This is a genomic window from Mycobacterium sp. 050272 (genome assembly GCF_039023525.1).
Classification (GTDB): domain Bacteria; phylum Actinomycetota; class Actinomycetes; order Mycobacteriales; family Mycobacteriaceae; genus Mycobacterium.
The window spans coordinates 115,236-126,578 of record NZ_JBCHKV010000004.1 but is presented as its reverse complement, the minus strand read 5'-3'; the positions used below and the strand labels follow the sequence as shown (position 1 = coordinate 126,578).

Below are 11,343 nucleotides of genomic sequence, written 5' to 3'. Positions count from 1 at the left end.
TTCCTAGGGTCGGGCGATCATCGACGTCGAGGCCTCGGCGACCAGTTCACGGTGCTGGTTGTGGTACACGGTGTGCCAGGTGACCAGAACGAAGGTGCCGGAGCGGCCTTGCTTTTCGACGATGGACTCGATAGTGCGCACCATTTCGACCTCGTCGCGGTGATAGGCCGGCAGATGAAAGGTGAAGCTTTCGCCACCGGCCATCCGTTTGGGCGCACGCGAAAAGGCCAGACTTCCCGAAACCGCACCCGAGGAGCCGTCGGGCCGTAACGAATCAAGCCGTGCGACGCCGAGTACCGCGTACTGCAGATACAGCGGCGGGCAGACGATGTCGCGAAAGCCGTTGGCGCGGGCATAGTCCGGATCGAAGTACAGCGGATTGTGGTCACCGACCGCGGCCGCCCACCGCTGCCAATCGCGTCGATTCACTTCGCCCGTCGCGGTCGCGGCGACGGTACCCACGCGCGAGGCCGACTCAGCGTCGATCAGGGTGTCCTCACTCACCGATTTCCTCCAACGTTTCCTCCAGCCAGGCCGCGGCGACGTCTGCCCCGCCGCCGAGAGTTGAACCGAGCCTTGCCCGTTCGGTCCACAAGTGCAGATCGGTTTCGGTCACATAACCAATCCCGCCGTGCAGTTGATGCGCGTCCAGCGTGACCAGCCGGGCCGCCGTCGCGGCATGCATGCGCGCAATGGCGGTCTGGCGGGTCGCCAGCTGTCCTCGCGCGATCCAGAAGACGGCGGAATGTGCGGCCAATCGCGCGGCGGCCACGGCGATGTGCATGTTGGCGATCAGATGCTGCGCCGCCTGGAAGGAGGCGATCGGACGGCCGAACTGATGGCGCAGCTTGGTGTACTCGACGGTGCGGTCCAGCACCGCGCGACCGACCCCGACCAGGTCAAGTGATCCCAGCGACACCGCCGCATTGGCCAAGCGGCGCAACGCCGTTCGATCCGGTGGGTCGCGATTCAGCAGCTCGTCGGTGCCGACCGGCACATCGTCGAACCGGACCGCGAACGCCCGGTACCCACCCGCCATGGCCAGTGGATCCAGCTTCACCCCGGCCGCGCGGGCGTCCACGGCGAACACCAGTGTGTGTTCACCAGCCGAGGCTGACACCACGATCAGGTCGGCGACGTCGGCGTCGGCGACATAGTCGGCTATCCCGTTCAGCCGCCATCCGGATGAGTCCGAATGCGCATACAGCACCGGCGAAACATCCGCGGCGTCACGGACATTCCACAGTGCCGTAGTGGCGCGGGCGGTCCCGCCTACCAGTGGCGGCAACCACGTGGTCTTGGCGTCCGGCGAGCCGAGTTGGTCGATCGCGAGCACCGCCGCGATGTTGCTGTGCACCACCGAAGGACACAGCGCGCGTCCGGTCTCGGTATAGAACACGGCGAGGTCGTCGAGCGAGCCACCCGACCCGCCGTGCTCCTCGGCGACGGCGAGCCCGAACACACCCGCGTCCGCCAACGCCTTCCACAGCGCCGGGATACTGCTACCGGCACCGGGTTCAGCGAGCGCGCGCACCAGACTCACCGGGCACTGCGCGGCCAGCAGGGCCCGCACCGACGCGGCGAACTCGCGCTGTTCAGTGGTGGGGATCGCTTTCACGCCTCACCGCCCATAGGAAGGCATTCCATGGCCACGCTGGGCGATCACATCACGGAGCACCTCGTTGGTGCCGCCACCGAAGCGCATCAGCGGAGCGGCCCGGTAGAGCCGCTCGAATTTGCCTGCCAGCGGCGCGCTTTCGCTGCGGTGGGCCAGCAATCCGTCCGGGCCCAGCAGATCGAGCGCCAGATCGGCGATGCGCTGCCGCAGTTCACTGGTGAAGATCTTCTCGACGCTGACCTCCACCGTGGGGATCACGCCGCTGTCCAGGATCGAGGAGGCCTCGTAACCCATCAACGTCGCGACCTCCACGTCTGCCTCGGCCTGCGCCAGCCGGCGCCGCAGGACCGCATCGTCGGCGGGCACCGAGCCGTCACGTCGCGGGCTGCGGGCCAGGTCGCGTAACTCGTCCACCGCGCGACGCAGATCGCCCGCGTTGGTCAGCGCACCGCGCTCCAGATCGAGCGCGCCGGTGATGTAGGTCCAGCCACGGTTGATTTCGCCGATCAGATTCGTGACGGGAACCCGCACGTCGTCGAAGTGGATTTCGTTGGTTCGGTAACCCGACCACGCGTAGAGCGGGCGGATCGAAATCCCCGGGCTGTCGATCGGCACGATGATTACCGAAATCCCCCGATGGCGCGCGGCGGCCGGATCGGTGCGCACACAGAGCCACTCGTGGGTGGCGCGTTGCGCGCCGCTGTTCCAGATCTTGCTGCCGCTGATCACCCAATGCTGGCCATCGCGCGTCGCGCGGGTCCGCAGGCTCGCCAGGTCCGTGCCAGCCTCAGCCTCCGAATAGCCTACGGCGCAAATCATTTCGCCCTTGGCGATCAGCGGAAGCCATTCGGTCTTGTTCTGCTCGGTGCCGTGCCGCATGATCATCGGGGCCACTGAAGTGACGGTGAGGTCCGGCCCGGGCACGCCGGCGTACTCGAATTCGCTCATCAGCAAGTGTTGATACACCGCCCCGAACCCAAGGCCGCCGTACTCACGCGGCCAGTTCAGTCCGAACCAACCCTTCTCACCGATCTTGCGGCGAAAACGGGCGACCTCGCCATTGGGGAATTCGAGATCGTGCTCGCTCAGTTCGGCCCGTAATTCCGGGGTGACGTTCTCGGAAATGAATTCACGAACCTCGGTCAGCCAGGCGTATTGCCCGGCGTCGAGTTCGAAATCCATTCCGGCCCCTTTCCTGTGGCCGCGCCAGCGTAACGCCGCTACGGGATTTCGCCCGCCATTTCGCACAGACGTTACGCCCGGCCACGTCCGGGCCTGGCCGGCCCCGGCAGACCGCGTCACCTCCGCTGACGCCGGTCCTCGACGAGTCTCAGCCGTTCCGAACGAGACACCCGTCGCCGCACAACCTGTGATCGCCCGTTCACCGAGACGGCTGTTCTGTAAATACGCTGTCAAACTCCCGTTAAAACCCATCGGCCGCATCGCAGAAACAGGGCCGGGCTGCGATGATCTTGAAATTGGCGGATCGAAGACCGGGAGAAGTCATGCCGACTATTGAGACGCGCCTCCGCCAGGAGTTGCGCGACTATGCCGTTGAGTTGCGTCGGCTGGCATACACCCTGCCCCAGGGAATAGGCGAGCACGATCTGCTTCGGCTGTCGGATCGGATGCACGCCGCGTCCGAGCAGACAGTCCGCAAGGGGGCCTAGCCAGTCACCGGCATCGCCGGCCCCGCGTGGGTCACCGCCCACCCTTGAGGCGAATCTTCCAGCGCACGAAGCCCAGATAGAAAATGCTGATGGCGATCAGCATGCCGAAGTTGAACCACCACGTGCCGGCATTGTGATGCCAGAGCGCGTCCTTCGGGACCTGAGGTCCGGGTTCCAGTTTGGTCAGGTCGATGGTGGACGCCGATGCCGCAAAACCCCAACGGGCCGGGGTGGCCCACGACATCTGGTCGAGGCCGATACGGCCGGTTACCGGGATCATGCCGCCGGAGAACACCAGCTGCGACATCACCGCGACCACCAACAACGGCATGATCTGGTCGTTGGATTTTGCCAGCGACGACAACATCAGCCCGAGCATCGCCGAGGCGACGGTGGTCGCCGCGACATCGACGAAAAGCTCCAGCGGCGCCACACCCAGGGCCGCGGCGCCGCGGGTCGGTCCGCCTTTGCCCAGCAGCGTGATGATGGTGACGATGCCCGACTGCACGATCGCGAAGACGGTGTAGACGCACACTTTCGCCAATAAGTAGGCGCTGGTGGAAAGACCGACCGCCTGTTCGCGGAGGAAGATGGCGCGCTCGCCGATCAGATCTCGGATCGTCAGCGCGGTTCCCATGAATACCGCGCCGACGTTCAGCAGCACCAGGATCTGGCCCGGCTCGGTGGGCGCGTCGCCCATCGGGTTCGGGATGCCGAAGCCGACATTGCCCGGCACCGACATCGACAGCGAACCCATGATGAACGGCAACAGCGCGAGGAAGAGGAAGTAACCCCGGTCCGAGACGATCAGCCGGATCTGGCGGCGCGCGATCGTGGAGAACTGCCGCATCAGACTCGTGTGGGACGGATCGCCGATCTCGGCCGGTTTCTCCGCCGGCGGCGGTGGCGGCGGCGGCCCGGTGCGCGCCAGGTAGTTCGCCTTGGCCGCGTCGGGGTCACCGGCAACCGAACTGAAGATGTCGGCCCAGTTCGTCGTCCCCATGGCCGGACCTATCTGAGACGGCGGCCCGCAGAACGCCGTCTTGCCGCCGGGAGCCAGCAGCAGCACCTGATCGCAGACGTCCAGGTAGGTCAGCGAGTGCGTGACGACCAGCACCACGCGGCCGGCGTCGGCCAACTGCCGCAGCATCGTCATGACCTGACGGTCCAGCGCCGGGTCCAGACCGGACGTCGGCTCGTCGAGGATCAGCAGCGACGGCCCGGTTAGCAGCTCGAGGGCCACCGAGGCGCGCTTGCGCTGACCGCCGGACAGCTTGTCGACGCGGGTGTGCAGGTGCTGGGTCATCTCCAGCTCCTCGAGCACCCGGGCGACCACCTGCTCGCGGTCGGCCTTGGTGGTGTCGGGTGGCAGCCGGAGTTCGGCGGCATAGCCCAGCGCCTGTTCGACGGTCAGTTGGCCGTGCACCACATCGTCCTGCGGCACCATCCCGATCCTGCTGCGCAGGGAGGCGTATTCGGCGTGAACGTTGTGGCCCTCGAACGCGACCGTGCCGTTGGTGGGGTGGGTGTAGCCGGCCACCAGCCGGGCGAAGGTCGACTTGCCCGCGCCGGACGGACCGATCACCGCGGTGAGCGTTCCGGGACTGGCGCCCAGCGAGATGTCGTCGAGCAGTGTCTTGTTGTTTTCGATCGTCCAAGTCACCCCGCGCACGTCCAGACCGCCGAGGCGGGTCTGCGCCGCGGTGTCGGCGTCCCGGCGGGCCAGCGTGCCGCCGGCGAACACCAGGTCGATGTTGCCGATCGTGACGACGTCGCCGTCCTTGAGCACCGCCGAGTCGACACGCTGGCCGTTGACGAAGGTGCCGTTGATGCTGCGGTTGTCATGGATCTCGGTCCCGCTCGGCGTCGGGATCAACGTCGCGTGGTGGCGCGAGGCCAGGACCTCGGGAATGACGATGTCGTTGTCGTTGGCACGGCCGATCTTGATCGCGCCGGGCGCGTCCGCGCCCGCCTTGCCCGGCCGCAGAATCTTCATCATCGACGTCGCCAGATTCGAGCCGTCGCCGCCACCGGCGCGGCTCGTCAGAGCGGTCGGAGCGTCGACCGGCGCGGCCGGCGGAGACTGGGCCGGCTGTGGCCGGTAGATGTGCGGCGACGACATTTGTCCGCTGGCCGGGCCCGCCGGCTGGGTGCCGGTCGGGTGATGCTGCTGCAGAGGTCCGCTGGGGTGCGCGCCGGTCGGGTAGGTCGGAAGAGGCCCCGACGGTGGCCCGGACTGCGGCGGCGGGGTCGGATATGTCGGCATCGGCCGTGACGGGCTCGCCGGTGGCTGCGGCGGCAGACCCTGCGACATCGAGCCGGTCGGTGGACGTCCTTGGGCCAGCCGCGGATCCGCCGGCCCGGTTACCGGGTTGACGATCGGGATCGACGTCGTCAGCGGCGGCGTCCCCGCCAGACCCTGATGGCGTCCGACCTCGAAGGTCACCGTCGGCCCATCCGGGTTGCCGATGTTGACCCGCTGGCCGTCCTGAATGTCGACCGCCGGGACCCGGCGATTATTGACGTACAAACCATTGAGGCTGCCGTTGTCGATGGCGATCCACCGGCCCTGATCGAAGCGCAGCACCAGGTGTATCCGGGAAATCAACGGATGCGCAACGCGGACGTCCGCCCGCAAATCACGCCCGATGACCACATCGTTGCCGGGTGCAAAGGTCCGCTCGGATCCCTCGTACCGCACGGTCAGCACAGGTGGGGCTGCTCGGCTCACGAGCCCCACTGTATCGGCGTCGGGGCCGAATCGGGGACTGGTCGCCGATACGCGTTGCCCCTCGGTGTCCGGTTTGCGGCCCTGGCGCGGCGAGAATGCCACCGGGTTCGGGTGGTTGCGGCTCGGGTAACCTGAGGCGCATGCACGACAACGGTGAGTTCCCCGACGACGTGCCCATCGCCGACGCTGTCGAACAACAACGCACGACCGACGAGTCTTCGTCGACCGCGGCCCGGCCCGACGACGCCGACGTGCCCTTGGAGGCAACGGATTCCGACTGGCTCGAGCAGCAGCAGACAGTCCTCGACGACTCGGACTTCGACCAATCCGACGACGAAACCGACTAGCCCTGCGGCACCGCTGATTGCGGGGCGAACCGCACTATCCCGCGACGGCGCTGACGTGTCCGCTCCCGCGACGCCAAGATCCCGCAGTGACTTCCTTGACGAAGTCCCCGAGGTAGCGGATGGCCCGCCTACCCTCGGGCAGCACATCGGCCGCCAGCGGAAAATCGTGGATCTGGCCGTGCCAGACGTGCAGATCGCAGCGAATTCCGTTGGCTTCCAAGCGTTCCGCCATGAGCTCGGCGTCGGCAAGCAGCAGTTCGTCGGCGCCCGCGTGAATGGCCACCGGCGGCAGTGCCGACAAATCGGCGTCGACGGGTGAGACGACATGACCCGAAGAGCTGCCCGGGCCGTCCGGGAGCTGAACTTCGCCCAGATAGCGCGAAAAGATCGACAACGCCCCGGCGGTGAACATCGAGCATCTGCGTGCGTTGCGGTGCTTGAGTTTTCGATCCGGATTCGCATCGGTGAACGGCGACACGGTAGCGATCCCCGCCGGCCTAGCGAGCTGCGTGCGGATCGCGGCCAGTGTCGTCATGAATGCGAGATATCCACCCGCCGAGTCGCCGGCAGCGACTACTCGATCGGCTTCGTAGCCATGCCGCTGCAGCCAACGCAGACCGCAGAGTCCGTCGTCGATCGCGTCGGCGATCTGGTGCGACGGGAGTTTTCGGTATCCGACGATCAGCACGCCGGCATCGGCCGCCTCCGACAAACGTGTCACCAGCGCCCGATGGGTGTTGACCCCACAGGTGAGGAAGGCACCGCCGTGCAGGTAGAGGATCGCCCGCGTCGGGGATACGCCGGGGGCGCGCACCCACTCGGCGTTGCACTGTTCAAGGCGCACCGCCTGCACCGTCGCCGCGGAGCGGAAATGAGGCAGCAAGCCCACCAGTCCGTCGACGTACCCCAACGGCCAATGCAGACTCGGCTGCAGCGCCCACGCTCGGACGACATTCTTCACGATCAATCGACTGGCCATTGAGACGGCGATCGATTGCGGACTGCGACGATGGTGAAAGTGCCGCTTAACCGGTTTGGTAACCATTTATTGACCAACTCCTAAGGGATCGCAGGATACCCCCGATGAAGGGCGATAACCGCAGCTAGACCGTCGTGAATTGCTACGTTCGTCACCGTTTGCGGGTGTTGAATACGGGTATTAGGGCGACAAATTTGGGTGCCGGTTCTGGCCTCGATGCCGACGAATTTCGCGAGTGCTCGAAGATATGAGCATGGAACAGGCAACTGACGCCGGTGCGCTGCTGACCGACCGGGTGGCGGTGGTGACCGGCGGCGGTGGCGGCATCGGAGCGGCCACCGCGCAGCTGTTCGCCCGACACGGTGCCCAGGTCGTGATCGCCGATATCGACGCCGCGCTCGCCGAGCAGAGCGCCGATGCGATCGCGGCGTCGGGCGGAGTGGCTGTGCCGATCGTTGCCGACGTACGCGACGCCGACCAGGTTGCCGCCCTGGCTCGATCGGTGCTCGATCGGTTCGGCCGGATCGATGCGTTGGTCAACAATGTCGGGCACTGGCTGCGCCACCCCGGCAATTTCGTCGACACCGATCCGCAACTGTGGGACGAGCTCTACCGGATCAACCTGCACCATGTCTTCCTGGTCACCCACGCTTTCCTGCCGGTGATGGTGCGTCAACGCCGCGGCTCGATCGTCAACGTCTCCTCGGTCGAAGGGCTGCGCGGCTACCCCGAGGACCCGGTCTACGCCGCGTTCAAGGCGGCCGTCATTCATTTCACCCGCAGCCTTGCGGTCCAGGTGGGCCGTGACGGTGTGCGCGTCAACGCGATCGGCCCCGATGTCACCGAATCGCTCCAGGTGCCCTACTCGCAGTGGCTGTCCGCCGAAGAGCAGGCGCAGTGGCCGCAGTGGGTTCCGGCCGGACGGATGGGGCTGCCTGCGGACCAGGCCCGCGTGATCCTGTTTCTGGCCTCGGATCTATCGGACTTCGTCACGGGCCACACCATCCCCACCGACGGAGGCACCGGCGCGGCGGGCGGATGGTTCCGTTCGTCGCGACGACCCGACCGGGAGTGGACGAACCGGCCCATCGCCCCATGATCGCTCAGACGTAGGTCAATGCCGCGTTTTCCAGGCGGATTCGCACGTTGAGCAGTGCCGCGTTGGCAATGCTGAACACGATCGCCGTCAGCCAGGCCGAATGGATCAGCGGCAGCGCGAATACCTCCGCGACGACGGCAATGTAGTCGGGGTGGCGCACCCATCGATACGGACCGCGCCGAACCAGCGGTGCTCCCGGAATCACAATCAGCCGCGGATTCCAGTGCCTGCCCAGCGCGGCGGCGCAGCGCCAGCGGACAACACAGCTGAGCGCCACGACGGTGAGCATCGGCCATCCCAGCCAGGGCACAAATGGGCGTCCGAGCGCCCAGACTTCCACCACACATGACACCAGCAGCAATGCGTGCAGGCTGACCATCGCCGGGAAGTGGTCGAGGCCGAGTTCCTTGCCTCCGCGGGCGATTGACCACTGCGCGTTGCGGTGCGCGACGACCAGCCCGATCAGGCGTTCAACGCCGATCAGCACGATGAACAACAGGTAGTGATACATCGCGTCTCCCCCTTCCCCGTGTGCGTTCTGCCTATAGCAACGAGGATCCGCATTCGAGGGTTCAGCAAACAGCGCGAGCATCGACCAGCTCGGCCAGCGCAGGCTGGTCGTCAGCCGGCCGGCACGGCCTCGAAGCGCGCTTGATCCGCGAGCACGGTCACCGGTATGCCGTTGAGGGCGCCGTTACCGGATGGCTCGTCGACAAATGTCGGCAGCGAGAGCGCGTTGGTGTTGGCGCCCGGCGAGCTGTTCGCGACCGACATGCGCGTGCCCGGCTTGCCATGTCCCCAGCCGTGCGGCATCGACACGACACCGGGTTTGATCGCATCGGTGATCTCGGCGGGAACTTTGATCTCGCCCGCCTCCGATTTCACCGTGACGACGTCGTTGTCGGACACTCCGCAGCGCGCGGCGTCGTCGGGGTGGATCAGCAGCGTGCACCTGTCCCTGCCCTTCATCAGCGCGGGCACGTTGTGCAGCCAGGTGTTGTTCGAGCGCAGGTGCCTGCGACTAACCAGGACCAACGACTCGGCCGGTCGCTGCATCCGCGCTTGGAGCCGGGGCAGGTCGTCGAGCAGGTACTGCGGAGCCAGCCGGATCTTCTTGTCCGGGGTGCCCAGGATGTCGGGGAGCTGCGGCACCATCGGCCCGAAGTCGATGCCGTTCGGATTGGCCTTGAGCAGGTCCAATGTCAGCCCGCCCGGGTTCTTGCCGTATTGGTCCCCGAACGGACCGGTGCGCAGCGTGAGGTCCAGTATGCGTTCGGGCCCGCCTTTCAAGCCGGCTGCGTCGTACATCTTGCGGATCTCGGCGCCGTCGACTCCGCGCGTGAAGGCCAGGTAATCGAAGAAGCCGTCGTCGATCGCGGCGACGTCGACGTCCTCGGCCGGTGTGCCGGTGCACAGGCCGGTCAGCCGGATCAGGATCTCCCATTCGTGCGGACGATCACCGGGGTCGAACACCGGCGCCGAGTAATTAGCGATGCTGTGGATTGCGAACAACAGGATCAGGTCGTCGTGGTGGGGCTGCTCGAGCGGTGAGAGCCCGGGCAGGATCACATCGGCGTGGCGGGTCGTCTCGTTGACCCAAAGGTCGATGGAGATCATCGCTTCCAGCATCGGCAGCACTTCGTCGAGCTTGTCGCCGCCGGGAGTGGACAACACCGGGTTGCCCGCGACGGTGATCAGCGCCTTGAGTTGCCCCTCGCCCGGTGTGGCGATTTCCTCGGTCATGCAGGAGACCGGGGCCTGCCCGAGCACCTCCTTGGCGCCGCGCACCCGGGTGTGCCAGCGGCCGAATTCCGGCAGACCGCCCTCCAGGCCGGGCAGCGGCTGCGTGGTGATCGACCAGGCCGCCGGCTTGGGGAACATCGCACCACCGGGGGTGTCGAAATGGCCGGTCAAGATGTTGATCACATCGACCATCCAGCTGGCCAAACTGCCAAACTCCTGGTTACACAAGCCAATTCGGCCATACACCACGGATTTCCCGGCGCCGGCGAGTTCGCGTGCCAACCGCCGGATGGTGTCGACGTCGATGCCGGTGACATCGCTTACCCGTTCGGGCGGCCAGGCCGCGGCGACTTCACGCATCGTGTCTAACCCATCTAGGCAGCCATCGACGTGCGGGCCGGGATTCACCAGGTCCTCGGCAAAGAGCGTGTGGGCGACCGCCAGCAGCAGTGCCGCGTCGGTGCCGGGCACGATCGGCAGCCACTCGTCGGCCTGCGCGGCGGTCTGCGTGCGCACCGGGTCGATCACGATCACCTTGCCGCGTTTGCGGATTCCGTCGATCAGGCCCATCACATCGGGTGCGGCCAGCAGTGAACCCTGCGACGCGGCGGGGTTGGCGCCCATGATGACCAGCAGGTCGGTGCGCTCGATGTCCGGCACGGGAAAGTTCCACCAGAGGCCGTACATCAGGTGTGACGACAGATTCTTCGGCCATTGATCGACCGTCCCCGGTGAATACGTGACCGGCATTCCGGACATGCCCATCAGCACGCCGGCGTAGCGGGCCAGCGAAAACGAATGTGCCAGCGGGTTGCCGGTGTAGGCGGTGACCGCACCAATGCCGTACTTCTCAATCACCGGCGTCAGCAGCTCGGTGCAGCGTCGAAACGCCGCATCCCAGCTGACTTCCCGGAACTCCCCGTCGACCTTGATCATCGGGCTGCGGACGCGGTCCGGGTCGTGATGCACCGCGCCCAGCGACACGCCCTTGGGGCAGAGATGCCCGCGGCTCCACACGTCGTCACGGTTGCCGCGAATGCCCGTCACTACGCCAGATTCGACCTGAATCTCCAAGCCGCACATGGCTTCACACAGCGGACAGGTCCGAATATGTTTGCCGTCAGCTCCCGGTTTCATCCACTCACTGTATTGCGAT

General features: G+C 66.3%; 10 protein-coding genes. 3 read left to right on the top strand and 7 right to left on the bottom strand.

The genetic code is table 11. The features are described 5' to 3' along the window. Positions 1-3: 3 nt before the first annotated feature. The 3 genes from AAHS21_RS10550 to AAHS21_RS10540 are packed head-to-tail and all read right to left on the bottom strand — an operon-like array spanning position 4 to position 2,800. A complete protein-coding gene (locus AAHS21_RS10550; RefSeq protein WP_342927617.1) occupies positions 4-504 on the bottom strand; it encodes a MaoC family dehydratase N-terminal domain-containing protein in 501 nt (166 codons plus the stop codon). Continuing rightward, positions 497-1,618 carry an acyl-CoA dehydrogenase family protein gene (locus AAHS21_RS10545; RefSeq protein ID WP_342927616.1) on the bottom strand — a complete coding sequence of 374 codons (1,122 nt, stop codon included), beginning with the start codon at positions 1,616-1,618 and terminating at the stop codon, positions 497-499. Before AAHS21_RS10545 ends, AAHS21_RS10550 begins: the two co-directional genes overlap by 8 nt. Positions 1,619-1,621: 3 nt before the next feature. Beyond that, positions 1,622-2,800 (bottom strand): acyl-CoA dehydrogenase family protein, encoded by a 1,179-nt coding sequence (locus AAHS21_RS10540; RefSeq protein WP_342927615.1) that lies wholly within the window; start codon positions 2,798-2,800, stop codon positions 1,622-1,624. Between the two features lie 323 nt (positions 2,801-3,123). On the opposite strand from AAHS21_RS10540, the gene AAHS21_RS10535 reads away from it, so the two are divergent. Continuing rightward, positions 3,124-3,288 carry a hypothetical protein gene (locus AAHS21_RS10535; RefSeq protein ID WP_342927614.1) on the top strand — a complete coding sequence of 55 codons (165 nt, stop codon included), beginning with the start codon at positions 3,124-3,126 and terminating at the stop codon, positions 3,286-3,288. Between the two features lie 31 nt (positions 3,289-3,319). On the opposite strand, the gene AAHS21_RS10530 is transcribed toward AAHS21_RS10535, so the two are convergent. Further along, positions 3,320-6,028 (bottom strand): FHA domain-containing protein, encoded by a 2,709-nt coding sequence (locus AAHS21_RS10530; protein WP_342927897.1) that lies wholly within the window; start codon positions 6,026-6,028, stop codon positions 3,320-3,322. A 131-nt stretch (positions 6,029-6,159) separates the two neighbouring features. Here AAHS21_RS10530 and AAHS21_RS10525 point away from each other — a divergent pair, with 131 nt between their 5' ends. Further along, positions 6,160-6,366 (top strand): hypothetical protein, encoded by a 207-nt coding sequence (locus AAHS21_RS10525; protein WP_342927613.1) that lies wholly within the window; start codon positions 6,160-6,162, stop codon positions 6,364-6,366. A 34-nt stretch (positions 6,367-6,400) separates the two neighbouring features. Here the strand turns inward: AAHS21_RS10525 and AAHS21_RS10520 are convergent, their stop codons facing one another. Beyond that, entirely contained in the window at positions 6,401-7,411 is a 1,011-nt protein-coding gene (locus AAHS21_RS10520; RefSeq protein WP_342927612.1) for an alpha/beta hydrolase fold domain-containing protein, read from the bottom strand. Positions 7,412-7,598: 187 nt separating this feature from the next. On the opposite strand from AAHS21_RS10520, the gene AAHS21_RS10515 reads away from it, so the two are divergent. Then, the gene (locus tag AAHS21_RS10515) at positions 7,599-8,444 is read left to right on the top strand and encodes an SDR family oxidoreductase (RefSeq protein WP_342927611.1); all 846 of its coding nucleotides are present in this window, start codon (positions 7,599-7,601) and stop codon (positions 8,442-8,444) included. 4 nt (positions 8,445-8,448) lie between these two features. On the opposite strand, the gene AAHS21_RS10510 is transcribed toward AAHS21_RS10515, so the two are convergent. Both AAHS21_RS10510 and AAHS21_RS10505 read right to left on the bottom strand, forming a co-directional pair. Then, entirely contained in the window at positions 8,449-8,955 is a 507-nt protein-coding gene (locus AAHS21_RS10510; RefSeq protein WP_342927610.1) for an isoprenylcysteine carboxylmethyltransferase family protein, read from the bottom strand. A gap of 110 nt (positions 8,956-9,065) precedes the next feature. After that, positions 9,066-11,324 (bottom strand): molybdopterin-dependent oxidoreductase, encoded by a 2,259-nt coding sequence (locus AAHS21_RS10505; RefSeq protein ID WP_342927609.1) that lies wholly within the window; start codon positions 11,322-11,324, stop codon positions 9,066-9,068. Positions 11,325-11,343 lie beyond the last annotated feature (19 nt).

Bases quoted from the DNA above. Each gene is read 5' to 3' on its own strand.
- AAHS21_RS10515 (WP_342927611.1), top strand. From the start codon at position 7,599: ATGGAACAGGCAACTGACGCCGGTGCGCTGCTGACCGACCGGGTGGCG.
- AAHS21_RS10540 (WP_342927615.1), bottom strand. From the start codon at position 2,800: ATGGATTTCGAACTCGACGCCGGGCAATACGCCTGGCTGACCGAGGTT.
- AAHS21_RS10525 (WP_342927613.1), top strand. From the start codon at position 6,160: ATGCACGACAACGGTGAGTTCCCCGACGACGTGCCCATCGCCGACGCT.
- AAHS21_RS10535 (WP_342927614.1), top strand. From the start codon at position 3,124: ATGCCGACTATTGAGACGCGCCTCCGCCAGGAGTTGCGCGACTATGCC.
- AAHS21_RS10520 (WP_342927612.1), bottom strand. From the start codon at position 7,411: ATGGTTACCAAACCGGTTAAGCGGCACTTTCACCATCGTCGCAGTCCG.
- AAHS21_RS10505 (WP_342927609.1), bottom strand. From the start codon at position 11,324: ATGAAACCGGGAGCTGACGGCAAACATATTCGGACCTGTCCGCTGTGT.
- AAHS21_RS10510 (WP_342927610.1), bottom strand. From the start codon at position 8,955: ATGTATCACTACCTGTTGTTCATCGTGCTGATCGGCGTTGAACGCCTG.